A 25,725-nucleotide genomic window follows, 5' to 3' on the forward strand; every position below is an offset into this window, starting at 1 on the left:
GATGTCCCTCCTCTAGAACAAGGCCGAATCCTTGTCGAGTTTTCTGGCGATTTGGTTAAACACGATGATTGTAATCAGGCCCATCACCGATTGGTAGAGGACGACCGCGGACGACTTGCTGAAGTCTCCCAACACCCGGAGCGCCCGGAACGTGTACGTATCGATGACGTCCGTCGTGGCGTACAAAGCGCTGTTGTCGCCGATGATACCGTAGATCATGCCGAAGTCTCCATAGAAAATCCGGCCGACACCAAGCAAACCGAGCACGATGGCGACGCTTCGGATGAGCGGCAGCGTAATATGGAAAATCTGCTGGAACCGGGTCGCGCCGTCGATCTTAGCGCTCTCGTAATATTCGCCGGAGATGCCGGTAATCGCCGCGAGGAAAATAATCGAATAATATCCCGCGAATTTCCACACGTAGATTAGCGTCAGGAAAGCCGGCCATACTTCCGCTTTTAAGTACCAATTGATTTTTTCTCCTCCGAGCGATTCAATCGTCCGGTTCACCATGCCGTCGGTCGTATTCAGGAACGAGAACGCCATCATGCTGACGACCAGCCAGGAGATGAAGTAAGGCATGAAGATAAACGACTGGGCGAGCTTCTTGAACAGCGCCTGGCGGATCTCGTTCAGGAACAGCGCCAGAACGAGCGCGAGCCCTAGACCGAACACGAGGAACAGCCCGTTCAAATACAACGTGTTCAACGTGACCTTGTACCAATCGCCGTTCATGAAGAAAAACTTGAAATTGTCGAAACCGACGAATTTGCTTCCCCATAAGCCGTCCGCCAGCCTGTACTTCTTAAAAGCGATCAAGTGGCCATTCAGCGGGATGTAGGCGAAGACAATCAGGAAGGCCAAGCCCGGCAGCGCGAGCAAGTATAAATATTTGTTCTTCGCGATTTCCCGGATAAAACTCATGTTGAATCACCTGCTTCCGATGGGGGTGGTATGCGTTTCTCATGGCTCCATCATAGGACGCGCGTCTCCGGTCCGTATAGTTCCGATACCGGTTAATCGGTTCTGAATCGGGAAAAACGGCAGGTTCTAACGGCGGAACCGAGGTTGCCGAAACGGAACTTCCACCCGGAAACCCCTATTCGGCCGGCGCCCTTCCAATCCTTAAACCTTCCGAATCCCGCGAACAAAGAAAAAGCGCTCCGGCGCGGGAGCCGGAAACGCTTCTCTTCTCCTCGGGCTCAAGACGGCCGAGAGGGCCGGTTGTCCCGGTACTGGCTAGGCGTCATGCCCGTCGCTTTTTTGAATGTCGTAAAAAAATTGCTCTTCGTCTGGAAGCCGGAGCGCTCCCCGATATCCGTCACGGTCCAGTCGGTCGTCTCCAGCAGTTCCTTCACCCGTCCGATCCGTTGCTCCAGAATGTAATCGGACAGCGTCGTCTCGAACACTTCCTTAAACAGCTGACGGATGTACCGGGTGGACAAGGAAACGTGATCGGAGATTTCCTCGATGGTCAGCATCGGATCGTGAAGATGCGTTCCGACGTATTCCACGATCTCCGCCACGATCTCGTCGCGACGGCTCGAACCCTTCTTGTTGCTGAGATCGCCCATGATCTCGAGAAGCTCTTGCTCTAGCCAGCCCTTGATTCCCGCCAGCGTATCGAACCGCTCCAGGATGCTCTCTATCCGTTCGACCGATTCGACCGAAGGCAATTTGTTAAACGTCTTGAACAGCGTATAGAGGATTAAGGAGAGTTGGAACTTGCTGTCCGCGTAACGCATTGTCTGCATCGGTCCGAAGATGCGGTCCAAGCTCTCGCCGACTTCCTCCGGTTTTCCCATGCGGATCCGCCGGATCAACTCATCCAGCAGGTGATCGTCCGGTAACGGCTGCACGCGCGCCATATAAGCCTCAAAGTCTTGCTCCAAATACACTTTATCTTCCCCGGAGATGAACTTCAGCATCGTTAGCTCATGAATGTGTCCGTAGATCCCCTTCAAGTCGTCGGTGTACGCGTTTGGTCCGCTTACGGCGATCGTCACGCCGATCCGCGTCCATCTGGAGATGTGTTTGCCGGCCTCCTCCATCGCTTCGACTAGCTCTTCCATCGCGATATCGCGGCCAGATAGCAGCACGGCCAGATGATCGCCGCCGAGATCGACCGCTTCCGCGGACCAATTCCGGCCCAGGATCTCTTCGGCGATGTTGCCGATCGCGTATTTGATCAGCTTCCTCGACGCGAAGTTGTAGCGCTCCTCGAACAAGCTGTATTCGTTGATACGCAGGACGCCCACGTGGAGATTGCCTTCCCGGAGCAACGCGGTATGCTCGCGCAGAACCTGCTCGATCGGGGCGATCAGCTTGCCTTGGAGGATCCATTGGCGCAAATATTCCGTCTTGATTACGCTCTTATGCTCCCGCATCGACATATCCAGCTTATCGACTTGATCCGCCAAAATCTCGATGCCGGACCGAAGCACGTTGTACTCTTCTCTTGGCCCTTCGCTCGGCTCGCGGTTGAGCCGGGAGCCGAGCTTCGTCTCCAACTGGTCGGCCAACTGGGAAAACGGCTTGTACGTTCGCCGCGAGTTCCAGAACAGGATGGCGAGCATCAGAACGGCGAAGGAGACGGCGAATAGCAGCATGTTGTTCCGGAAGGAATCGAAATCCGCCCGGATTTCCTCCACCTTCGCCGTGCTGAACAACGTCCACCCCTGCGGCGCGATCCTCGCGTATTGGACGGACCAGAGCTCCCCCTTGTACCGGTGCGTGAAGCTCCCCGCCTCCCGGGAAGCTTTCGCGGCCAGATCGGCGTACCAGCTCTCCTCCGCGTCCGAGCCTAGCATAACCCTGCCGTCGCTATCGAGAATGAAGGAGCTCATCCCTGATTGGCGGTTCTCCTTGAGCAAGTATTGCTGAATCAACTTGCTCTCCATCACCATGACGAGATAACCGAAGGACTGCTGGCCCGAAGGCACCGTCGGAATGACCAGCGCCAACTTCTGGCGACCGTTCGTCTCGTACGTCGTGAAATTCAGATAGGACTTGCGGGGCTGTCTCGCGATATCCAAGGCGGCCCGATCCGAGAAGCCCGAGAACGTCGACAGCCCGTATTTCAAGTTAATAGCATGCTCGGTGCGCATGTTGAACAGATAAATATTTTCGATGAACGGCTCGGTCGTCATATAATTGGCCGCCGCCGTCATGGCGTCGACCTGATGCTCCGGCGTCTCGGTCCGGTCGGTCAGCCATAGCTGGATACTTTTGTCCTGGTACATGTTCAGGCCGTAACCGATCATTTTTTTGAAAACGAAACCCGCGTTCTCTTGGGCGTGCTCGACTTCGATGCGGTTGACTTTATCGATCTGCTTCAAAGCGTACGCCGAGAACTGGTGCGTAATCAAATACACGAAGGGAATGGACACCAACGCGAACAGGATGCAAAGCGCCAAAAATATACGAATGTACTTCTGTCTCGGCATGAAACGCTTCATTCGCATCCCCCTCTATCAGCCCGCCGGGCCTCTCTCTTCGGAAAGTATAGGGCGTTGTCCTCCAAGGCACAAGTACTGGAAGAGGAAATGAGGTATTCTTTTCGGAACAAACCCGACTTCTCGCGAGGAGGTGACTGTTTCGGAATGTGGAGATAAGGCCGCGTGAGGGTACGATATCGTGGAAAAGGACGGTGGGGGGGGGGAATAGGTTCGCGTGGCGGTACTCGTATATGTACCCCGCTTCATCACATCCGGAAACGGTAGCCGGCGCCCCAGATCGTCTCGATGTATTGAGGATTGGATGGATCCATCTCGACCTTCTCGCGCAGCTTGCTGATATGCACGGTCACGGTGGCGATGTCGCCCATCGCGTCCATCCCCCAGATCTGATCGAATAGCTGCTCCTTGCTGAACACTCGATTCGGATTCATGGCCAGATAACACAGGAGGTCGAATTCCTTAGTCGTAAAAGCGACCTCCTTGTCGTTCACGAATACGCGGCGGGCCGTCTTGTCCACGAGCAAGCCGCGAATGCGGATCTCGTCGTTGCGCGCTTCCCTCCGCCCGCTGAGCCGCTCGTATCGGGCCAAGTGCGCCTTCACGCGAGCGACAAGCTCTCCCGGGCTGAAGGGCTTGATGACGTAATCGTCGGCGCCGAGCCCCAAGCCGCGGATCTTGTCGATGTCCTCCTTCTTGGCGGAGACCATCAGAATCGGGATGTCCTTCTCGGCGCGGATGCGGCGGCAAATCTCGAAGCCGTCCACCTTCGGCAGCATCAGATCGAGCACGATCAGATCGTAATCGGAATAGAGCGCCCGCTGCAGCCCTTTATCCCCGCTATTCTCGATATCCGCGGCAAAGCCGTTGATCTCCAAGTAATCCCGTTCCAACTCTGCGATACTTTGCTCGTCCTCAATAATCAGGATCCGTTTCATGCCCGCGTCTCCTCCCTTTTGCCCTTGCCCCATTCCGGCAGCGCCACGTAGATCGTCGTGCCCTTGCCGTATTCGCTCTCCGCCCGGATGCGACCGCCGTGCTCCTCCACGATCTGCTTCGCGATCGAGAGGCCGAGTCCGCTGCCGCCGGTCGAAGAATTGCGCGAGGGATCCGCACGGTAGAACCGGTCGAAGACGTGCGGAAGCTCCTCCTCGGCGATACCTTGGCCGTTGTCGGCGATGCCGATCACAACGTCGCCGTCTTGGCGGACGACCTGCATGCCGATGAATCCGTCGGTTTTGTCCATGTATTTCATCGCGTTCTCCAATATATTAATAAGCACTCGCTTCAGCTTCTCGCGATCCGCCTTGACGAACACCGGTTCCTCCGGCAGCGCGGCCAGCTCCAGCTTGATGCCCTTCTTTTCCATGTCGACCTGCAGTTCCCGGGCGCAATCGAGCAAATAACCGCCGATATCCACCCGCTCGAAATCGAACGGCAGCTTGCCCATATCCAGCTTGGAAATGAGGAACAGCTCGTCGATCATCCTGTCCATGTCCGTCGCTTTGGCATAGATCGTCTTCACGTACCGGTCCAGCTTCTCGGGGGAATTCGTCACCCCGTCCATGATGCCTTCGACGTAACCTTTGATCGCGGTTACCGGCGTTTTCAAATCGTGCGAAATGTTCGAGACGAGCTCCTTGCGGTTTTCTTCGTATTGCAGTTGCACTTCGACCGATTCCTTCAGTTTCTTACGCATCTCTTCGAACGCCACGCTAAGCTTGCCGATCTCGTCCTTGGACCGCGGCTTCACCTCGTGATCGAGATTTCCCTCCTTGATCTCTTCCGTCGCTTTCTGCAACGTTTGCAGAGGGCGAATAATGCTGCGGGAAACCAAATACGTCAATACCCCGTTCGTCAACGCCAGGATCAGCAGGAAAGCGCCGACCATGCCGATCAAGTAGTTCTGCCAGTATTCGGGAATAGGATTCTCGTCCGAGACGACGAATACCGATAGCTCCCGCCGGTCCGCCAGCAGGAAATCCTCCTGGACGACGATCCAGCGATTGCCGTAAAAATCCCCTTTAAATTCATGGAACGACGCGAATTCGGGAAGCTTCCGGTTCGCTTGGTCGCGGTCCAAGCCTGGCGGTGCGTATAAAATCTCCCCGCCGACGCGGACGATCAGGCCCATGCCCATTTCGCCCAAGCGCAGGCTCAAATCTTCGACAAAGACATCCCGCAGGAACACCTCCGGCTCACGCAAGCCCATCTGCTTGATCTCAGAGTACATTTGCTCTCCCCGATCCATAGCTTTCGATATCGGGGCATCCCGTAATCCTCCCCAATGCGAGACCGCGGCGACGACCACCACCGTCAGTAGGAACGGGACGACGAGCATGGCCACATAGGACAAGACAAGCCTTACGCGAATAGACACTTTCAGAGCTCCTTTTTATCGAAGAAATAAAACCCTGCCGTAAAAAACAATATACTACATGCCACCAGAAACATAAACACGTTCAAAGTCTGCCCCATTGCCATCGGGTTCCCCAGCCAGAGCGTATGCCAATCCAGGTAGGTCGCGGGGGAATACGAGGACGCTTGCGGAAAGAAGAGCGCGCCGGCCTTCGCCGCGACGTACAGCAACAAGCTTACGGTAAGAGCCCCGCTTGCGGTCGAGAAAAATTGCGCCAGAAAGACGGCGATGAAGCTCAGCGCCGCCAGCGGCACGAATGCCGCCCCGTAAGCGACCGCCCAGTCGAGTACGGCGTTCGGCGTAAGTCCGCCGCTTAGAAACAAGGACGCGATCGCCGATCCGACTAGCGCGAGGATCAAATAAGCGGCGATGACCAGGCAAAGCGAGATTTGCTTCGACGCGAATACTTTGAAGCGCGAGAGCGGTCTTGTCAGCAGGATCTTCATCGTGCGGTCTCCTTGTTCCCCCGAGAACAGGTCCGCGGCCCCCATGAAGACGAAGAGGGGGAGGAAAAAAACGGTGAACAAGCCGAGCAGCTTGATCGGATAATCGCCCGAAGTCACGGCGCCGATGCCGAAACCGCTCTGAGCGTTCGCGAGAAGCAGCCCCCCGCCGATCGAAAGTAGCAAGGTCGCGGCCAGGAAAAACCAAGTTTTTTTCCGATAGGCGATCTTCGATAATTCGTTCAAGACGTTCGCGAATAAGCTAGACATGGGCGATCGCTCTCCTTTCTTCCCGCACCTCGTGAAGGAACAATTCCTCCAATGTAGCGAAGCGGCCTCCCAGCAGCTCAGAACGCGGACCTTCCCGAATCAGCTTGCCCTCGTGCAGAATGCCGATGCGATTGCACATCAGTTCCATCTCGTGCACAAGGTGGCTAGAGAGGAAAAAGGTCGTGCGCTCCTCGCGGGCCAGCCGCAGGATAATCTCGCGAATATGAACCGTGCCTTCGATATCGAGACCATTCGTCGGCTCGTCGAGAACGAGCAGCTCCGGCTTCGACAGAACGGCTGCCGCCAGGCCGAGCCGCTGCTTCATGCCGAGCGAGTACTGGTCGACTCTCTCCCGCTGAACGTTGCTTAGGCCGACGAGCTCAAGCACCTCGTCTACGCGCGAGGCCGGAAGGCCTGGGTAAAATCTCGCGGCCATCTCCAGATTTTTTCTCCCGCTCATGTAGCCGTAAGCCTCCGCCGTCTCGATCAGCACGCCGACTTTGGCCATGGCCTGTTCATAATTCGCGGCCACGTCGTGCCCGAACAACCGGACCTTGCCCCGATCCGCCCTGCTCAATCCGGCCATGATCTTCATGACCGTCGTCTTACCCGCTCCGTTTGGTCCGAAGAAGCCATAGACGTCGCCCCTCCGCACGCTCAGGCTGATGTCGCGAATACCTCTTCTGTTGCGGAACGTTTTCGTTAATCCTTCGATCTCCACGATCGTATCCATGCGCTAAACCTCCTTGCCCCTTATGGGGGATTCGGAAGAGGAAGAGCGACGCGGTTCCAGATTTCATGCTCCGCTCCGTTCTTCTCTCCACGTTGATTATTTCTTATGCCAACGGCCGAAATCTTCGGACAGCGGCTTCACAGTCTCCGTCTTCTTGCCGGTCAAGTCAACGACGTCGGCTACCGTACTGCCGTAATCGGAGAAACCCGCGCCCAGCTTCACGACGACGTCGTGGCTCGCGCCTTGGGCATCCTTGCCGCTAACGCGAATCTCGGCTTCTTGTTTCGAGAACCGATTATCGGCGTTCACGTCGGCGTCGAGGTTCACGGCTTCGATCCGGATGTCCTGCGCCAGCTTGGGAAGGCTATCCTTTAGGCTGAGCAGGTCGACGCCGAACGTGTCCGCGGGAGTCGAGGCCGGCAGGCCGCCGCGGTCTCTTCCGCTTTCGCGGATCAACAGCGAGCCGATGGCATTAACGAGCGTAGGAATCCGGCTCCCCTCCAGGCGCAGCGAGATTTCCTTTCCGTCACCCTGATCCTGTAGGATCACTTCGTTCTTGAGATTGCCGACGAGCGCGTCCAGCACTTTCTCCGCTTCTTGGGCGAATGCCGGATCGTGCTGACCGAAACCTTCCTTGCTCTCCCGCCAGTCGCGCTTTTCGCCGGACTTTTCTATGATGCGATAGACGTCGGACCCGCTTGTCTTCACGACCGTCGTCCCTTCCTGCCCGTAAACTTGAATGCGCTGCTTTTCGTCACCGCTCTGTACGGTCAGATCGACGCTGCTACGGCTCCCGTCTCCCGTCTTCATTGTGGAATTCGCTTCGATCAGCATTTTGCCGTTATCCACGATGGACAGGCTCGCCCGATGCGTCACGTTCTCGATGGCAACCGTGTTCTTGACGGCGGATTTGAACGCCTCGTACCCCGGAGCTTTCCCGATGCCCGCATAGACCGACGACACCAACAATACGCTTCCCGCTACAACTCCCGCTCCGATCATCGCCAACTTCTTGTTCATTTTCTTATCCTCCTTGGACTCTTTTTTGGAAATCCTCTCGGCTTCCTGAATCCATCTTAGCCCGCGGACCTAAACTCCCCGTAAATCGGTCCTTAACCGCTTCTAAAAAAGTATAAAAATTTTATAAACTCGATACCCGGATTCTGCAAACGATAGAATCGGACAAGCCAAAAAGGCGGGCATAGGCCCGCCTTGGCGACTTGCGATCTCGATTAGATCAATCGTTCCAGCTTCGTTTCCTTGATCTCGCCCGCGATGCCTTCCGGAAGCTTGATCTGAACGATCACGTCCGCCGGATACGAGACGTCCAACTGCATCCGTCCCGCCGCTTCGTCCATCGTCCAACTGACGTCGATCCGACCGCCCGCCGGATGCGGCACGCTTCCGCGCGCCCACGAGAGCCCACAAGGAACCGGGGCAATCTCGACCTCGGTCCAGCCCGGAGCGAGGCTGCGTACGCCGAGCGTCTCGCGGCCTAGAAAATAGCCCGGCGCCGACGACCAGGCGTGGCAATGACTGCGCGTGAGTTGGTCCGGATTGGCGCGGTTCTCGAGGAAGTTCGGATACTGCTCCCAACAAGTCGTCGCCCCATGGCGAATCATGTTGCCGTAGTTCTTGCGGATATCGTCTAGAATGACGTTCACTCCGCCGACTTTGGCCAAAGCTTCATAATAGAAGAAGGACATGAACGGGCTGCCGATCTGCACAAAATCCGCCGGCGTCGAGAACAGATAAGCGTCCATGGTCCGCTTGCGCTCGCCTTGGGCGACACCCGTCAGCGAAGCGACGACCTGAGTCTGCATGCTGAGCACGTTCGAACGGCGACCGTCCGCGTGAATGCAGTCGATATACGCTTGTTTCTCTTCATTCCAGAGGTGCGCGTTGATCGCAGCCGCTAGCCGGTCCGCAGCTTCGGCGAATTTGGCCGCGCTCTCGGCGTCCCCCGTAAGCTCGCCCATCTCGGACGCGACGCGAAGCGTTTGCGCGAGGAACAAGTTCTGGTGCGTAACGATACCTTCGTTTGGCTGATCGATCGGCGACCAGTCCAGCAAGTTCCATCCTTTAACGTTAAACAAGCCGTTCTCGTCGATCTTCAGCAGGTAATGCTCCATCGTATACCTTATGTGGCCGTACATTTCTACCGCGAACGCCTTGTCGTTCGTCTGCTCGTAATACTCCTTGCAGGCGATCGCCCAGAAAAACGTCCAGTTCGGGATGACGCTGCTCCACCCGCTCGGCACTTGGTCCGCGTACAGCGGAGATTGAAATTTCGATCCGGGCACGAGTCTGAGGCATCGCTTTACGATGTCCTGCGCGCCGAACAAATAATTGCCGACCAGCGCTTCATTACGGCTGTCCCCGACCCAGAAAGCCTGTTCGTAAGCCGGGCAATCGACGAACGTATCCTCCATGCACAGCTTCGTCGTATGCTTGCTGATCTCCCAGATGTCGTTCAACAGCGAATCGGAGCATTCGAAACGGCCCACTTCCGCGATCGGGTAGTTGCTCTGCGAGAACGAGACTCCGTAAATCTTCACGGGCGCCGCAGCGTTCCTCACGTTCAAAGCTAAATAGCGGAACCCTCTGCGAATAGGCGTCGCGTAAGCCTGGCGGCCCGAACGGGCGACGTACCGGATCGTATGGTCAAGGCCGTACGTCTGCTGGCGATAATTCCCGTCCATATACTCGAAGCCGTACCAATCGAGCACCGTTCCCGCTCCCGCTTCGATCTCGAAAGACAGGTAACCCGAATACTCCTTGCCGAAATCGAGCAGCACTTCGGTATCGAATCCTTCGAACACCGGAACGACACCCGCTTCGGCGTTCGGGATGATCGCGTTCTGAAGCTGCGCGGGAACGGCGAGCGGCACGTTATCCTTCCGCCATACGCAGAGGCCGAAGACGTCGGCTTCGGATATGTATTTCGGCAGGACCGGCTTGGATTTATCCGCATACCGTGCCAGATCCTTCGCGCTCTTGACCGCACCGAGGACGGACTTGTACGCCTCGTCCTCCCAGTCCACTTCCCGGGAGGGCTTATGGTCGTAGATAACGGAATGGTCGTAAGGACCGACCGCCAGGAACGGGGATTCCGCTTCTCCTTCCGTCGGGAAGGCAAAGATCAGCTCGATCGGATCTTCCGCGTAGACGCCGATTTCCAGCTTGCCGTGATGCACGTGGATCGTCGAGATGTCGATCAAGAGCAAGTTGTCCCCTTCGACCAATTCGACATCCAGGTAACGCTCCGGATCGACTCCGTAGAAACGGTTCATCTCACAGATTCCCCCGTTTAAGGAACAGGCTTTTAAGCACTCGCCCCAAGCCAGGAACCCGAGCGTCGCCGGTCCTGCCTTGCTTGCGCGAATCGACGTCGCCACGTAACCGGTGAATTGCACGATGTCCGCGTGGTCCTCGCTGCCCGGAGCCATAACGGCGCGCACATCGATGACTGTCGACAGCTTGAACGAGTTCACCTTGGCGAGCGATTCGACGCGAACCGGATAGACGGTTTCTTCCGTCAGCATCGGAATATCGCGCGGCTTCAGGGCCGTCCACGGCGCCATGCCGACTTCGCCGAGTTCGGCGGCGAGCGTCCAGCCCGAATCGTCGTAACCAGGGTTCATCCAATCGCCGTCCCAGACTTGCGCGTCCACGTATTCGGCGAACGCCTGCTGACAAGACATCCGGGGCGATCGTGGATGCTGCCCGAGGTGGATCGAAGTCAGCCAAGAAGCGTCCGTCTTCAAGCCGACTTCGCCCGACCCGTAGTCGAGCTGGGCCAAGAGACCGCCGCGACCGCGAATATAATAGAAAGTGGACACGCCGAAATGCAGCACGAGCGCCGCAATCGTATTTTTCTCTCCCGGACGGAGCAGATGGCCGATTTCGTAAGTATCGAAGGACTGCTCAAACGGCCAAGACCGCACCGGGCCTCGTCCCACCTGCGTTCCGTTGACGTAGAGCACGTATCTCGAATCCGCGGAGATACGCAGCGATGCTGCTTCCGCCCCCGTCGCGGGGACGTCGAACGTTCTTCGGAAGCATCTCCATTCGTTTCGCGGGCTGGCTTCCCCGTCGCCCCATATCCACAAAGCTTTCCAGCTCATCTCAACACATCCTTAGTCGTTGTCTTCCTCTCTTCATTGTAAAAAATCAGGCGCCGAACGTTATGGGTTGATCACGACATCGAATGGATATATGATGACTTCATCAAACGAAAACGGAATAGGGGCGAATTATGAGGAAATCGGCTGTCTGGTTAGAAAAGGGGGAACTGTTTTTCCATAACGGACTGAACATTTACGTCAACAGGGTCAACGAGCGATTCGACCTTCCGGAGCACGAGCACGATTTCATCGAAATCTGTTACGTCTGGTCGGGAAGCGGTTTTCATTACATCGGCGACGAGACGATCCGCGTTTCCCAGGGGGATTTGTTTTTCCTGCCGGTCGGCATCAGCCATATATTTCGACCGTCGTCTCCCGAGGCGAAGGAACCGCTTATGATCGTCAATTGTATTTTCGACGAGAAAATCTTCCGCTTCCTGACTTCGGTCCTGCCCGCCGAATACGGCCTTTACCGATTTCTCCATCTCGTCTCCGAGCCCGGGCGATGGCTGCATATGCGGGAGAAAGCCGGCGAATTCTGCAGGCTGTTCGACTCGCTTCACGCCGAGTTCGAGAACAAGCGCACCGGCTTCGAGACGATGCTCGTCGGCCTCCTGCTGCAACTGTTAATCGGCATGGAGCGAACCTTGGAACAGGGTAACGCTTCCGCCGAAGACAATGCCGATTCCGACCGGACCGATCGCGCGCTGCTGTACATCCGAGATCGCCTTCACGAGAAACCGACCTTGGCATGCGTAGCCAAGCACGCTGGCATCGGCGAAAGGCAGCTGCAACGCGACCTGACGGCGCGGATGGGGCTCTCATTCACCGCGCTTCTGCGTAAAGAAAGGATCGACCGCAGCCGTCAGCTGCTGACCGATCCTTTCCTGGCTTCCCTTACGGTGGCCGATATCGCTTCGCGCTCCGGCCTTCCCGATCTCAAGCGGTTCCACCGCATATTCAAAGAAACAACTGGTTTGACACCGGCACAATACCGTCGGCATTATGCCGAGCAAACAACTTCATGATTTGATTAGCCGAAGAATCGTAACGACCGCTTCCGCCCGGGTAGCCTTGTCATTGGATGCGAACAGATTATTCGCTTTACCTGAGATCAGACCCGCTTCGGCCGCTGCCGTAACATATCTCTGCGCATAGACCGGAATTTGATCCGCATCGGCAAAAGCCGGCTTCGCTGCCGCATCTGTCGCGAGACCAAATGCGCGAGCGAAGATCGTGACCATCTCGGCTCGGGAAATCGGCTGATTGCCGCGGAAGGTGTTATCCTCGTATCCGCTAATGAATTGAGCCTTGACCGCAGCCGAAACGGAAGATCTTGCCCATGCCGGTATTTGGCTCGCATCGGCGAACGACAGCTCTGGGGTTTCTTCTAACGTCAATTGTTTCGCGCGCGCCAATATCGCGACGAACTCGGTGCGGGTTATCTGCGCCTGCGGCCGGAAAGTCCCGTCGCTATAGCCGGTGACTATGCCGAGTTTAACTGCTCTTTGAATAGCCGCTTCCGCCCAATGCCCGGCCATATCTTTCAGCAGGGCTTTGCCGATCGCGACGGAAATTCGCACGCCAGCGTTTTGCGTCGTTTTCTCAAGTTTAGAATTGACCAGTGACACATCCTTGATCTCGATCGCGGCATTTCCCCCGCCGATGGTTTTGAACGTTAACGTAAAAAATTTCAAGTTCCCGTTGTCGCCGGGCTTTTCGCCGACTTTCGTATGGGCGAAGGTGAGACGGTTTCCTTTGACGATGGGCGGTACGGTGAATCCTTGGGGTGCTCCGTTCGCTTCCTTAAACTTCAGCCGGCTGGCATCGAACTCCAGGTTAAATTCGTAGGCGTATACATCCGAAAGATTCGTTCCCTTAACGCTGATCTGAATTTCGCTGCCCAGATCGGCTTTATCGCTCGCGATCAGGGCATAGGAGGGAGCCGCGGCTCGCGTCGTTTGCGGCAGCATCCAAGGCAGGCATAGCAACAACGCCATAGATAGACTTGCTAATTTGCGAGTCATCGGCTTCATTCCTCTTTCCATCGAATCAGGGAGGATGGAAGTTACGCCATCCTCCCCGATCGGGATATTAGTTTTCCTGCAACCAACCGTCGAGAATCATTCTAGCCGCAGCCGCCAGCGTCTGGATGTCGATTTTGCCGCTATTGAAAATATCGGCAGCCTGGATCTCGCTCCAGTTCGCATCCGACGACGTCGTTCCGTAATACTTGGCAATGATGGACAGGTCGCTGATTGTGACCCTCGTTTGGCCTGGTACCAGCGTAACAATCTTCGTCAAGAACGTTTGCAGTGCGGAATTGATAGCCGCAGTCGCATTGTTCACTTGCGATTGCGTTGCCGCCGTACTGTTCAGCACCGCGTTCGCGGAGTTAATAGCCGCCAGCAATGCCGCTTTCGCTTCCGCCGGATACTTGCCGAGCTTCGTGCCTTCAACCGCTGCATTGTATTTGCTTTGGGCAGCTGCAATAGCTGCTGTCAGCGCCTTTTTGTCTATGTTGCCGGGGTCGGGGTTTTTCGAATTATCGAACGCCTTGACCGCCGCATTCAGTGCAATCAGCGCATCTGCGACCTGTTGCTCGGTTGCCGCGGCATTGTCACGCACCGCCTTGGCGCTGTCGATCGCCGCTTGCAACTTCGCTTTCGCTCCGCTCGGATATTGGCCGATCGCGCTGCCTTCCGTCGCTGTGTCATGTTTGCTCTGCGCGGCATTAATCGCGGAGATCAGCGCGGCCTTATCCGCGTCTGTAATTTGAATGCCGAGAGAGACTCCGTCAACCGGTTCGGCAGAACCCGCGTAGGAAACTTGGAAATCCGACAACGAAACCGTCGTTTCTCCTGATGCGGCTCCGGCCTTGGCCTTAGCATGGACAGCCAGTAGGTCTCCGACCGTCTGGATCGCATGACTGTCTCCTTCGCTGGCCATGATGATCAGAATTTGACCCTTATCCGCCTTGAGCGCTGTGCCCAGCACGACGAAATGGTCTTTAAGCGAAGTCAAAGCGCTATCCGCCAAGATGAGGGTTTGATCGCTGTTCGTGACGGTGTCGAATTCCAACTTGTCCGGATCGTAATTCAGGACGACATTAAGCGTCGTAAACTTCGAAGCCAATCTGCTTACACCGACGGTCAGATCGAACGGCTGCTGCCGCAGAACAGCCTCGGGACCGAGCAACGTCGCAGCGATTGCGGTTGCGTTCTGTCCGCTGATCGAGATCAACGCTTCGCCTTTCGTGTTCGATCCGTCGTTTGCCGTCGCGATGACCTTCACCTGACCGTTATTGGCTGCGGTCAGCAAGCCGCTGCTCGAGATCGTCGCCTTGTCGGTCGGCGTACCGTCCGCATTCGCTGCCGACCAGCTTACCGACGTATTGTCTGCATCGGCCGGCAGCACTTCCGCGCGCATCTGCAACGTGCCGCCATTGGTCGTAATCGCGTTCGCGCCGTTCGCGCCGGTTACGGCGATGCCGGTAACCGGTATCGATGTTGAACTGTCGCTATAGACGTTCAATTCAAAGATCGACCACCAGCTCGAATTTGTGCCCTTCTGCACGATCTTGATGTATCTGGCCGTCTGATCCGCAAAATCCGCAACGACGTACGGCCCTGTCGCCGATTGGGTGACGATCGCGTTGCCCCATTCGACGCCATCGTTCGAAACGTAGATTTCAAAACTTCGGGCATAGTCGGAACTAGTACCCGAATCCATGATGAGCTTGTTGAATTTCTGAACCTTCTTCATATCGATGACGATAGATTGATCCGGAACCATCGGCGCGCCCGAAGACCAGCGGGTGGACATATTGCCGTCGAACATATTGGCAGGATTGTCGTTAGCCGGATTTGTCGTCGCCGTCCAGGCGCTTCGATTCAGAGACTTCTCCGTATCTGTGTAGACGGCGAATCCGTTCACCGACCACCAACTCGTCGATGTTCCCGTCTGTTGCACTTTGATGTAACGGGTATTTATCGTCTGGTCAAGATCCAACGTTAACAATGCTGCAGTGTTCGCGTCGTTGGACAGGATTGGATTTCCCCAGTTTGTCCCGTCGTCCGACACGAAAATTTGATAACCGCGGGCATAGTCTCCGGCAAGCGAACTGATGACCAGCCTGTTGAACTTTCGAGCCTGCTTCATATCTACGATAAAGAATTGGTCCTCATCCGGCTTCATCGGCGTGCCCGTCTGCCATACCGTGGCCGGATTGCCGTCAATCAGCTTATAGGCATCGGCGCTGCGCAATGCGGTTGTCGCTGTCCAGTCGCCCTGATTGTAGGATACATACTCTTTGGGCGTCGTTACGCTCGCGGCATTGCTGGACGCGGACCGGTTGCCCGCAGAATCTCTGGCAATGACCGTGTAGGAATATGTCGTTTTGGCTTGGACGCCCGAGTCGCTATAGGTGGTTGAAGTCGTGGAACCGATCAGCGTTCCGTCACGGTAAACATCGTAGCCTTCAACGCCAACGTTGTCCGTCGACGCGGTCCAAGCGAGGCTAACCTCCTTGCCGGATACCGCCGTTGCCTGCAGGTTAGACGGTGCGGTAGGCGGCTCCGTGTCTCCCGATACATAGTCGGTCACCGTTTGCCGCATCGCGCTTTCCGGCGAATTGGCATACACTCGGCCACCGGTGTCGTTGATGATATGCGTGATTTCGCTTCCGGCTACCCCGTTCAGCCAGATCGTCGTAATATGATGGATCTTAACGCCTTCCGTTCTGGGGACCTCCATTGCGTTTTGCAGTTTGACAGCGGCATCTCTGAAGTAGGAATAAATGCCGAGCCCCCAAGCTTCATGAGTCGTTACGCTGTCGGCCACCTTATAGGAAGCGTATCCGTTAACCGTTCCGTTGTGGCTCATCCAATCTTCCTGCCTCTGCGGATCGTATGGGATTTCCGATTGATAGAAATATAATCGGCCGCCATTGCCGTTCCACAGCGTTTGATACTCCTCGTGATGTTCGTTGAATAAACCATAGATGGTGATATCATTTCCGTTGACGATCAACCCGTTCTTACTGACATTGGTGTCCCAGCCCGCTCCGGCGCCGTGGTCCGCTCGCCAAATCCAGAAATGATCGCCGATCACGTCGTTGCTGTTGATTTGCAGGCCGATATCCGCCGATCCCGCCGCGAGTCCGCCAATACCGAAAAATAGATCGGATAGAAGCGTAGGATTTGCGGCATGGCTGGTTGCATTGCCGACCGTACCGACTTCCATCAGAGAGGAAGATTTATTTTGTCCGGCTAAGAAAAGCAGTCCAGAAACGCTAACGCCGTCCACATCGTCCACCTTCATCGCCACTTGCCCATTATCCGGAATGATAGTCGCATAGCCGAGCCCCATAACAATCGTATCCGGCTTGGTGATATGAATCGTCTGGTTCAGATGGTAGATGCCCGGAGTGAAGATCAAGTGCTTGCCTTGACTCAATGCGTTATTAATGTCCGAAGCCGAAGATGTGTCCGGCTTTGCAATGTAGAATTGGTCGATCGATATCGATTTGCCTGGCGTTGGGCCGTTAGCCCAGCTGACGCCTTTCGCATCCTTCTGCAAGGACGGAACAAAGACGCGGTATTCCCCGGCGTCGGTCATATAGAGATAAGGCTTCTCCTTCATCACCGGCGTTTTATCGATGACCGTATAGGGATCGGTCGGGAATTTTCCGGCAGGCGGATTCGAATCTCCGACGAACACCATATTCCACACGCCGTTCGACCACGAACCGTATTGATCGTTTCGCGATAAAAATTGCTGCTGAGAAGCAGGGATAATGGTTCCGTCTACGATCGAATCGCCAATGTAGCCTCCGCTGGCCCAACCCGCATTCCAGTTATTATCGAAATCAAACAGGAAGAGGTTCCCGGCTACGTGTACGCGGCGCATGGGCGCCGCCTGCGAAACGGCGAATTTCGCTTCCACCTTAGCGGGCGGGTTCTTGGTCAGGTCAAGCGGATTGATCTTCAAGTTTTCAATCGAACGCCAGAAGTTTCTAGTGGCGTTTCCGTTATCCCATTTGGCATCCGCGTTGACCCCGCCGTTAATCGTGACATCGTCCGGGTTCTGTCCCAATCCGGATACTTGCGTGTAGAAGCCAACTCTCACATTCAGTTTATCGTAGGTTCCCGGTTTAAACAGAAGCGCATACCGGTTAGTGCCGAATTCCGCCTTTTCCTGTGCGCTGAAAACGGAATCGGCGGCCGCCTGAATATCCGCTATCGGCATGGAAGGATCAAACACATAAACATTAGGACCGAAGATACTGTTTGTAGCATCGCTGACCGGAGCTCCCGCTGCATGGGATTCGGCGGGTCGAATCGTGAACAAACTAAGCATAACGGTTAGTGCGACAATGACGGACAGTAATTTCTTTTTCAATCAATTGCCTCCTTTGGGTCTCTCGGATCCGATTCGACAGTATGATTTCGGCCGTATGTTCAAAGACAATGATACATTTTGTTGCGCGCAATTCTATTGTAAATTGGTAAAGTAAGCGTAAACAAGTTTGATTTTTCTATAACTATATTTCATTTTTTTAGTATGAGAGAAAATGCTAGCCGTTCGCCCAAACAACAAATAAGCTGTCCCGTTATGGGACAGCCCTCTCACTGCTAAGAACAACTTAACTTTGGACATCGACCAAAATTTCGCCAACCGATGAGTTGACCGATAAACGAACGCCTCCGGACCCGATTGTCCCCACTTTTTTGTTCGACTTGTTCACGCTGTATTCGATCCGCTCCAAATCCGCGGCAGCTTTCCCGACCTCGCTTTCGAGACGGACTTCTGCATTGCTCGGGGATTCGCTCAAGTGGACGGTAACGTTGCCTACATCCGCCTTGGCGTTCAGATCATAGTCAAGGCGAATCCCTTCCACGGTGACTTCCCCTGCGCTCGTTTTCAGATCCATTTTCCCGGAAACCCCGTTTAATCTAATCGCGCCCGCATCGACTTTCACTTCTATGAGCTCGGCTTTGACATCCGAGGCTTGCACGACTCCGAAGGCGTTCCTAACCGTCAACTGGCGATAAGTCTTGTCCGGAAGCGAGATTCGCAGCTTTCTTTGGCCTGTTTGATCTTTGACGGATAGCTTCGATTTCTCCTTCACGTCGATATTTAATTCCCGCGAGCGGATGTCTCCATCGAACGTAAACTGATTGGCGATGTTGTCGTCAACCAACAGCTCTACTTCCGCAAAGTTTCCCGAATTTTCCGCAATTTCGATTTCCATCGCGTCCGTACGAATAAGAAGTTTGTCGAATTCGCCTTGCCCGAAAGATTTTTTCCCCAGAGATACAAGCTTCCCCGAACCCGAATCTTCGCCGATGACGGAATTCTCGAACTTATCCGTTACCGACTTCACCTTGCTTCCGCACCCGGTCGTTAATGCAGCCGCCAATACGGCAACCGCGAATAGTTTAGCGATTTGGTGGTTTTTTCTCATCATTCCGTTCCCCCGCGTCCATATTTTACCTCATTATAGTGGCAAGGAGCTTCCGCTTTCTACGGCCCTGCGGCCGAAAGCTCACTGGACTTGAGTCGAGGACCGCTTCCCCTGGAATCCGCTAATCAGACCGTTACAGCCACCAGAACCCTGTCCGCGCACTCTCTTACGGTCTCTCAGACCGTTACAGCCGCGCGATTGCCTTTTGCGGGTGCTCTAACGGGATTTGTGAACGGCTAAAAATGTTTTCCTTGGGAAACATGAGATTAGTGTTGACGATGAAATCGATCCTGGGGGGCTTTGGTTTGACGATTGTATATGCGATTGCGCTCCTGCTTGGGGGACTTCTTGCCATCAATACCGTATTCGCGTATCAAAGCAAACATATCGATCCCGCCTTCTGGTCGACGGTCTGGTATCAAGCGAAGCTGCTGCCACTTTTCTTCGCGGCCAACGTCATGGTTGGATACGGGATTAAATTCACGGTCAAGGCACTCGGCACGTTAACCTTTGCCTTGATTTTGTCTAAAGGAATCGAACTTCTCGTATCGGTGCTGATGGGATTCATTTTTCTAAAAGAAACGCCGAACTGGAAAACCGCGCTCGGTCTTGCGATCGTCTTCGCGGGCGTCTGGATCTCAAAATCGAAATAAGCGCAGTACCTTGCCAAAGTGTGGAAGGCCGGATACACCGGGTGCAAGCACTTGGTAAACATGCTATAATTAGGTCTGCATTTGTTAACGAGAACATTAAGGTTTCGGTAAAATAAAGGAAAACACCGCAGCAGGCGTCCAGAGGGGGGAGAGCGCATGTTCGCAAAGCGACTCAAGGAGTTAAGAAAAAAGCGGAAATTGACGATGCAGGAAGTGGCCGACTACGTCGGGGTTGCCAAAAGCACGTACGCAGGGTATGAATCGGGATACCGCCAGCCCACCTTGGAATCCATTCAGACGATATCCCGCAAACTTCGCACGTCGACCGACTATCTCCTGGGGCTCAGCGATTATCCCGAACCGCCAGCAGAGTTAAATCATAATGCCAAAGAATATTTGAATTACGAACAGTTGCATTGGGATGGAGTTCCTTTGGAAAAGGGCGACCTGGAGCTGATTCGCAATTTGCTCGAACGTGTACTCCGCGATCGCACCCCTCCAAAGGAAGATTAGCTAACCAGCGTTTAATTGTTGCAGCTTTTGTTTCGACTCTTCTTGGAGTTTCTCCTTCAACGATATGAAATCTTGTTTCCACTCTTGAATGATGACAGGTATTACTGAATCTTTCTCCGCGTTTCGAATCGCTTCATCGAACTTGCCTTCGCAATCGGACGTCGCGGCAGCCATTTCTTTCGTCGCCTTGTCATTCCAGGCCAGCATGGCCGCGGGATCTCTCTTATCCAACCTTTGAAAGCTCGATTTAGCTCCGTCTACGAACTCGTCCATATCCTCTTCGCACATCGCTTGAACGCGCAAAATTTCATGTTCGTATTTTTCCGTCGCATTATCGGGCGAATCGGCATCGGTCGCGTTCGTCGATTCCGTTTGGGACCCGCTTATGCCAGTGGATTGCGGTGGAATCGGTTCTTCCGAAGCAATCGGATTCGTTTCAACGGCATCGATCGAATCCGCTTCTTCCGGCGCCGTCCGCCCTATCGCACCGGAACCGGAGCCATTCGCCTTATCCGGCTTTGCCAGATTCCGGGATGTCGGCTTCTCCGCCTCTTCTTGTCGAGGGACGGAATCGTCAGTTGGCAGCAGCTCTTCGGTAGCTGGATCGGAGGTCGCGCCGAAAGAAAAAGGCGGCAAGTTCGCCGCCTCTTTCATCTTCTGCGAATCGATCGTTCGCCCCGTTCCTGCCGCCCTCAACGCCCGTTCAGAGTTCTCCTTCCAATATAACCCGCCCCAGATGGCCGTCAGAAGGACGCATAACGAAGCCAAGACGACGATAACGGTATCGGGTTTACGGATCCGGCGACGTCGCCTTTTCTTGCGAATACGTTTTTCTCCCATCGTTGGTTCAACACCGCCTTTATCCGCGCGGGACTCTTATCAGAATTTGATTAAATCTGCGAGAATCAGGCTCAGCACTGTCTGTACGCGGGATTTGATTTCATTGATCGCTTCTTCCTTGGCTTCGTTCGATATGTTCACCTTTTTGACCGCGTCGGCGGATTGATTGCCTGCCTGAATCGCGTCTAAGATCAACTTTACTTTCTGCGAATCGTTTTTGGAGGTCCGGAGCTTGTTTTCGATTAAGACCAATTTGGCCTCAAGATCTTGGATGATCTGCCGAATCTGCTCCTCCGGGCCATGACCGAGCGAGATTTCCCGCTCGAATACGACCTTCGCCTTGCCTCCGAACGGATTAACCAGACTAGCTTGAATAATGGCGGTTCCTTGCAAGGCTTTCTTGGCCAGCGTGACTGTCCCGTTCGCATTCACCTTGATGTCTTTGCTGCCGGATACTTTCTTCCATTTCAGCGAGGACGAAGGGATCGCGATGCCTTGGAACGTTAATCCGTACTCATGCTGATATCCGTCTTGGGATACTTTCACCGTCGCTTCCGCTTCCGAACGGACATAAGCCGCGGACATGGCAGAGAAGGCTGGTTCATCATTCTTCAGCTTATTCTGGAATTGGTGAACGACAGCTAATACATCAGACGGCACGACGCCCAGATTGGATAATACTTTGCTAAACGCGTAACCTTCCTTGTCGGACAATACTTTAACGATCGCTTCATCAATGACGGCATAGATGGTTTTCTTATTGCCGAACAGTTGCGATAGCTCCTTCAGATTCATTCCCCGGGCGATGTCGCGAATCGTACCGTCGACGCCTTCACGGCCTTTGCCGTTGCCGAACAGAACGATCAACCAATCGTCCATCGATACGTTCTTAACGCCAGCGGCCGATGCGATCGTCTTCAGCGTCGCCAGGTATTCCGGGTTCGTCCTTATCGCATCCAACTCCGCCGCCTCAGGATCGTACACGAACGAACCGACGGCTTTGAAAATGTCGAACAGGCTGCGCTTGAGCTGCGTTTTGTCGACGGACGCCGGGAGATTCGGAGCGATTTTTTTCCATAAAGGATCGATAAGCGCTTGATCCTTAACCGGATCTAGTCGGGCGATCTCGTCACGCAGTTTTTGAAGATCTTTCGTATCCGCCGGATCGCCGACCGTTAGCGCCTCGCGAATCTTCGCCATCCGCTTCAAGTATTGCTCCACCGGGAATACGTCGCCTTTCGTTTCTTTAGCCGTTAGCGTAACCTCTTGCTCAAAGATAGTTTTCCCTATGCCGCCGTTCGGGCCGACGAGCTTCGCTCGAATAACGGCCGAAGCACTGTCGACGCCATCAGCTATCCAAACAGTACCGTTCGGCTCCACGTTCACGAGCGGACTGCCGGAAACTTTGCTCCACTCAAGTACGTCAGCCGGGAGTTCAATGCCAAACACCTTCAAACCGTATTGAAGCTGCTGTCCGTCCTCGCTTACGACCACGGAAGCCTCCGTTTCGGAACGCAAGTACGCGACGGTCAACGCCAAACTGGCCGCTTCGGCATGCGGCAGCTTAAGCTGGAAGTTCAGCGCCGCGGCTCCGATATCCTGCGCCGTAATTCCCATCGCACCGGCGACCGAGCTCGTTTTATACGTCCCCGTATCGCTCAGCAATTCCGCTGCAGCTTGAAGCAGCAATGCCGCAAATCCTTGCTTATCCCCCAGCAGCCCTGCCAATTCGCTCGGCGTCATACCCGCCAGCTTGTTCCGCATAAGTCCTTCCGCACCTTGCCGGGTGTCGAAATCGCCGAACATGTAGATCAGCAGATCGTCAATAACGAAATACCTCTCGCCTCCAGCCGTCCCGATTGCCTTAAGCGTAGCCCGGAATTCGGGATTCGTGCGAATGGCTTCGATCCGCGCCGGATCCGGATCGTAAGGCAATGCCGCGATCGCTTTCATGATTTCGAACAGCCCCGCCTTTAATGCTTGTTGATCGGCGGAAGCCGGAAGCTTGGACGCGATTTTGTTCCACACTGGCGCGATTAAAGCCTCATTCGAAGCGAGATCGAGTCCGACGATTTCAGCGCGCAATTGGCGGACGCTCTCCAGATCGGACGGATCTCCCGCGGCAAGGGCTGCATGTACCTTGCTCATCCGTTCCAGGAATAGCTCAACCGGAAAATGGCTTTCTTCTCCGACTTCAGCCGTTAACGTCACTTCTTTCTCGAAAATGACTTTGGACGAACCTCCGAGAGGATTCATGAGCCTCGCCTGAATGACCACCGACGCGTTGGCCGCGGTGTCCGCGAGCGTAACGATACCGTTAGGCAGCACCTTCACGTCCGGGCTTCCGGACACCTTCGTCCATTGAAGCACCAAGGACGGCACTTCCACTCCGTATACGCTCAATGTATATTCATGCATGCGTCCCTCAAGGCTGATCTTGGCGTTTGCTTTCGCCGCGGACCGAATATAGGCGACCGTCATCGCGTTGATCGCGGGCTGAGATGTCTTCAGCTTGGCCTGAAAGTTCAGTACCGTGGATCGCACGTCTTGCGGTGTCACTCCAAAACGCTGAAGGATCGAGCTGAACGTATAGGCGTTGGTATCGTTAAGCAGCCTTTCAGTCGCTTGCAGCAATACTTCCACGATCCCTTGCTTATTCCCGAGCAACAGGAGCAGTTCCATGGAGGATTTGCCCGCAAGCAAGTCCGCGATCGTGCCTTCGACGCCTTTCCGGCTGCCGCCGTCGCCGAACATGAACACGAGAAAATCGTCCATCTGGATGTTTTCTCCGGCAGCCGCCGCAATCGTCTTCATCACTGCGCGAAACTCCGGATTCGTTCGGATCGCTTCCAAGTCCGAAGCCCCTGCGTCGTAGCGGATCGAACCAACCGCCTTTACAAGCCTGAATAAGCTTGCTTTCATTTCCGTTTGGTCGACGGACGGCGGCAGTTTGGCGCTAATCTTGTTCCAGATCGGATCGATCAGATGCAAATTCGCCGTCTCGTCGAGTCCGGCGATCTCATCCCGCAAGTTCCGCACATCCTGAACGTCGGCCGGATCGCCGGCGATGAGCGCCGCGTACAGCTCGTTCATGCGATCCAGAAACGCTCCTGAAGGCAGAGCGCTTACCGGTACCATTATAGGATCCCAAGGCACAATCGGGAAGTTGATCAATGGCGGTTCTACCTCCAGATCAGGGTCGCCGATCACTGACTCTTCTCCGGGCAGATACGTCTCGTCGATGACAGGGGGCTCTTCCGTTAACAGAGAATCGTCAACGGCGGGCGTTTGTTCCGCGTTCGCGACGTTCGTCCATCCGTAACGTTCCCCGATCGATTGTCGGTTTAACGGCACTTCTGCAAGAGTCGTCGCAAGGGTGGACACCGCCATTACGGATATCGCGATCTTTTTACCAATGGTCATTTCATTCACCTCTGATTAGGAATAATTGATGTTTAGAACTGCAGCACAGGCATCTGCTCTTTTGCACCTTGATTTAAGCTCGGTCGGCCGACGGAATAATAAATAAAATCCGTGCCGAGCAGGCTTTCTTCATGAAACACGTTGCGCCCGTCGATGAGAATCGGACGGTTCAACGATTGTCGCAGCAGCCCGAGGTCGATCCGGGCGAACTCGTCCCATTCCGTCAGCAGGCAGAGCGCGTCCGCGCCGCGCGCCGTCTCCAGCGCATCTTTGCACCAGATGACGCCGCCGCCGTGGCCGAACAATCCTCGAAAGTTGCTCATCGCCACGGGATCGTAGGCTTTCACTTTCGCGCCGTGGTCGACGAGATGGCGAATGATCTCCAACGCGGGCGACTCACGCACGTCGTCGGTGTTCGGCTTAAACGCGAGCCCCCATACGGCGACCGTCTTACCGCGCAGTTCGCCGTTGAAAATCGCTTCCAGCTTCCGGATCACGTTGAAGCGCTGATCCCGGTTCACTTCCACGACCGACCTCAGCAGCTTAAACTCGTAATCGACGTGCCCGGCGATCTGGATGAGCGCGTGCGTATCCTTCGGAAAGCAGGAGCCTCCGTAGCCGATCCCCGCCTTCAGGAATGCGGGACCGATCCTTTGGTCATAGCCCATTCCTTCCGCCACCCGAGTTACGTCCGCGCCTACCTTCTCGCAGATGTTGGCGATCTCGTTAATAAACGATATCTTCGTCGCGAGAAACGCGTTCGACGCGTACTTGATCATCTCCGCGCTGCGGATATCCGTAACGACGATTCGTTCCGTCAGCGGCCGATGCAGCTGAACCATCGTATCCCCCGCGCTTGGGCAGTCCGCTCCGATGACAATCCGGTCGGGATGAAGCGTATCATGAATCGCCGAACCTTCCCGCAGAAACTCGGGCAGCGAAATGCTCGCGAAGGGCTGGTCCGTACGGGAACGGATCAGCCTGGCGATCCTCTCGTTCGTCCCGACAGGGACGGTGCTTTTGACGGCGACGATTTTGTAGCCGTTCATCGCCTCCGCGATCTCGCATGCGGCTTGATCGATATAAGCGAGATTCGCTTCCCCGCTCGGCAGCGGGGGCGTCCCGACCGCCAGAATGACGATGTCCGACCCGCGCACGGCGCCGGCCAGATCGGTCGTGAACGTCAACCGGCCTGCCGATCGGTTGGCCGAGGCCATCTCCCGAAGTCCCGGCTCGTAGATCGGGATTCCTCCGGCATTCAGAATGCCGATCTTGCCCGGATCCTTGTCCACGCAGACGACCTGATTGCCCAACTGCGCATAACAGACGCCCGATACAAGCCCGACGTATCCGGTCCCGATAACCGCGATGTTCATTCTAG

17 protein-coding genes are annotated in these 25,725 nt (G+C 55.2%); 3 read left to right on the forward strand and 14 right to left on the reverse strand.

Going from position 1 to position 25,725, the window contains the following annotated elements:
* Positions 1-12 precede the first annotated feature (12 nt).
* From FPZ45_RS08775 to FPZ45_RS08810, 8 genes are all read right to left on the reverse strand, one after another.
* Complete coding sequence (locus FPZ45_RS08775; protein ID WP_144700357.1) at positions 13-924, reverse strand: ABC transporter permease; 912 nt, start codon at positions 922-924, stop codon at positions 13-15.
* Between the two features lie 278 nt (positions 925-1,202).
* Positions 1,203-3,458 carry a helix-turn-helix domain-containing protein gene (locus FPZ45_RS08780; RefSeq protein ID WP_186438302.1) on the reverse strand — a complete coding sequence of 752 codons (2,256 nt, stop codon included), beginning with the start codon at positions 3,456-3,458 and terminating at the stop codon, positions 1,203-1,205.
* A 245-nt stretch (positions 3,459-3,703) separates the two neighbouring features.
* On the reverse strand, positions 3,704-4,393 hold the full coding sequence (locus FPZ45_RS08785; RefSeq protein WP_144700361.1) for a response regulator transcription factor: 690 nt from the start codon (positions 4,391-4,393) through the stop codon (positions 3,704-3,706).
* Entirely contained in the window at positions 4,390-5,835 is a 1,446-nt protein-coding gene (locus FPZ45_RS08790) for a sensor histidine kinase (RefSeq protein WP_144700363.1), read from the reverse strand. Before FPZ45_RS08790 ends, FPZ45_RS08785 begins: the two co-directional genes overlap by 4 nt.
* 2 nt (positions 5,836-5,837) lie before the next feature.
* Positions 5,838-6,587, reverse strand: a complete 750-nt coding sequence (locus FPZ45_RS08795; protein ID WP_144700365.1) for an ABC transporter permease — start codon at positions 6,585-6,587, stop codon at positions 5,838-5,840.
* Positions 6,580-7,320, reverse strand: a complete 741-nt coding sequence (locus tag FPZ45_RS08800) for an ABC transporter ATP-binding protein (RefSeq protein ID WP_144700367.1) — start codon at positions 7,318-7,320, stop codon at positions 6,580-6,582. The genes FPZ45_RS08795 and FPZ45_RS08800 overlap by 8 nt, the downstream gene beginning before the upstream one ends.
* Before the next feature lie 96 nt (positions 7,321-7,416).
* The gene (locus FPZ45_RS08805; RefSeq protein ID WP_144700369.1) at positions 7,417-8,340 is read right to left on the reverse strand and encodes a hypothetical protein; all 924 of its coding nucleotides are present in this window, start codon (positions 8,338-8,340) and stop codon (positions 7,417-7,419) included.
* A gap of 212 nt (positions 8,341-8,552) precedes the next feature.
* Entirely contained in the window at positions 8,553-11,447 is a 2,895-nt protein-coding gene (locus FPZ45_RS08810) for a family 78 glycoside hydrolase catalytic domain (RefSeq protein WP_144700371.1), read from the reverse strand.
* A 131-nt stretch (positions 11,448-11,578) separates the two neighbouring features.
* On the opposite strand from FPZ45_RS08810, the gene FPZ45_RS08815 reads away from it, so the two are divergent.
* The gene (locus tag FPZ45_RS08815) at positions 11,579-12,475 is read left to right on the forward strand and encodes a helix-turn-helix domain-containing protein (protein WP_144700373.1); all 897 of its coding nucleotides are present in this window, start codon (positions 11,579-11,581) and stop codon (positions 12,473-12,475) included.
* On the opposite strand, the gene FPZ45_RS08820 is transcribed toward FPZ45_RS08815, so the two are convergent.
* The 3 genes from FPZ45_RS08820 to FPZ45_RS08830 all read right to left on the reverse strand — a co-directional run bounded on the left by FPZ45_RS08820 (position 12,470) and on the right by FPZ45_RS08830 (position 18,918).
* The gene (locus tag FPZ45_RS08820) at positions 12,470-13,474 is read right to left on the reverse strand and encodes an S-layer homology domain-containing protein (protein ID WP_186438303.1); all 1,005 of its coding nucleotides are present in this window, start codon (positions 13,472-13,474) and stop codon (positions 12,470-12,472) included. The genes FPZ45_RS08815 and FPZ45_RS08820 overlap by 6 nt on opposite strands.
* A gap of 67 nt (positions 13,475-13,541) precedes the next feature.
* Positions 13,542-17,849 carry a discoidin domain-containing protein gene (locus FPZ45_RS08825; protein WP_144700377.1) on the reverse strand — a complete coding sequence of 1,436 codons (4,308 nt, stop codon included), beginning with the start codon at positions 17,847-17,849 and terminating at the stop codon, positions 13,542-13,544.
* A gap of 244 nt (positions 17,850-18,093) precedes the next feature.
* The gene (locus FPZ45_RS08830) at positions 18,094-18,918 is read right to left on the reverse strand and encodes a DUF4097 family beta strand repeat-containing protein (protein WP_144700379.1); all 825 of its coding nucleotides are present in this window, start codon (positions 18,916-18,918) and stop codon (positions 18,094-18,096) included.
* A 302-nt stretch (positions 18,919-19,220) separates the two neighbouring features.
* On the opposite strand from FPZ45_RS08830, the gene FPZ45_RS08835 reads away from it, so the two are divergent.
* A complete protein-coding gene (locus FPZ45_RS08835; protein ID WP_144700381.1) occupies positions 19,221-19,568 on the forward strand; it encodes a hypothetical protein in 348 nt (115 codons plus the stop codon).
* Positions 19,569-19,724: 156 nt separating this feature from the next.
* A complete protein-coding gene (locus FPZ45_RS08840; RefSeq protein WP_144700383.1) occupies positions 19,725-20,081 on the forward strand; it encodes a helix-turn-helix domain-containing protein in 357 nt (118 codons plus the stop codon).
* Here the strand turns inward: FPZ45_RS08840 and FPZ45_RS08845 are convergent, their stop codons facing one another.
* Genes FPZ45_RS08845 through FPZ45_RS08855 form a run of 3 tightly spaced genes read right to left on the reverse strand, consistent with a single transcriptional unit; the run spans position 20,082 to position 25,720 of the window.
* Positions 20,082-20,921 (reverse strand): hypothetical protein, encoded by an 840-nt coding sequence (locus FPZ45_RS08845; RefSeq protein ID WP_144700385.1) that lies wholly within the window; start codon positions 20,919-20,921, stop codon positions 20,082-20,084.
* 39 nt (positions 20,922-20,960) lie between these two features.
* Complete coding sequence (locus tag FPZ45_RS08850; protein ID WP_144700387.1) at positions 20,961-24,344, reverse strand: hypothetical protein; 3,384 nt, start codon at positions 24,342-24,344, stop codon at positions 20,961-20,963.
* 32 nt (positions 24,345-24,376) lie between these two features.
* A complete protein-coding gene (locus tag FPZ45_RS08855) occupies positions 24,377-25,720 on the reverse strand; it encodes a UDP-glucose dehydrogenase family protein (protein WP_144700389.1) in 1,344 nt (447 codons plus the stop codon).
* Positions 25,721-25,725 lie beyond the last annotated feature (5 nt).

This window comes from Cohnella terricola (genome assembly GCF_007786475.1).
GTDB lineage: Bacteria > Bacillota > Bacilli > Paenibacillales > Paenibacillaceae > Cohnella > Cohnella terricola.

Coding starts and splice junctions, on each gene's coding strand:
- FPZ45_RS08775 (WP_144700357.1), bottom strand. CDS start 924: ATGAGTTTTATCCGGGAAATCGCGAAGAACAAATATTTATACTTGCTC.
- FPZ45_RS08780 (WP_186438302.1), bottom strand. CDS start 3,458: ATGAAGCGTTTCATGCCGAGACAGAAGTACATTCGTATATTTTTGGCG.
- FPZ45_RS08785 (WP_144700361.1), bottom strand. CDS start 4,393: ATGAAACGGATCCTGATTATTGAGGACGAGCAAAGTATCGCAGAGTTG.
- FPZ45_RS08795 (WP_144700365.1), bottom strand. CDS start 6,587: ATGTCTAGCTTATTCGCGAACGTCTTGAACGAATTATCGAAGATCGCC.
- FPZ45_RS08800 (WP_144700367.1), bottom strand. CDS start 7,320: ATGGATACGATCGTGGAGATCGAAGGATTAACGAAAACGTTCCGCAAC.
- FPZ45_RS08805 (WP_144700369.1), bottom strand. CDS start 8,340: ATGAACAAGAAGTTGGCGATGATCGGAGCGGGAGTTGTAGCGGGAAGC.
- FPZ45_RS08810 (WP_144700371.1), bottom strand. CDS start 11,447: ATGAGCTGGAAAGCTTTGTGGATATGGGGCGACGGGGAAGCCAGCCCG.
- FPZ45_RS08815 (WP_144700373.1), top strand. CDS start 11,579: ATGAGGAAATCGGCTGTCTGGTTAGAAAAGGGGGAACTGTTTTTCCAT.
- FPZ45_RS08820 (WP_186438303.1), bottom strand. CDS start 13,474: ATGACTCGCAAATTAGCAAGTCTATCTATGGCGTTGTTGCTATGCCTG.
- FPZ45_RS08830 (WP_144700379.1), bottom strand. CDS start 18,918: ATGATGAGAAAAAACCACCAAATCGCTAAACTATTCGCGGTTGCCGTA.
- FPZ45_RS08840 (WP_144700383.1), top strand. CDS start 19,725: ATGTTCGCAAAGCGACTCAAGGAGTTAAGAAAAAAGCGGAAATTGACG.
- FPZ45_RS08845 (WP_144700385.1), bottom strand. CDS start 20,921: ATGGGAGAAAAACGTATTCGCAAGAAAAGGCGACGTCGCCGGATCCGT.
- FPZ45_RS08850 (WP_144700387.1), bottom strand. CDS start 24,344: ATGACCATTGGTAAAAAGATCGCGATATCCGTAATGGCGGTGTCCACC.
- FPZ45_RS08855 (WP_144700389.1), bottom strand. CDS start 25,720: ATGAACATCGCGGTTATCGGGACCGGATACGTCGGGCTTGTATCGGGC.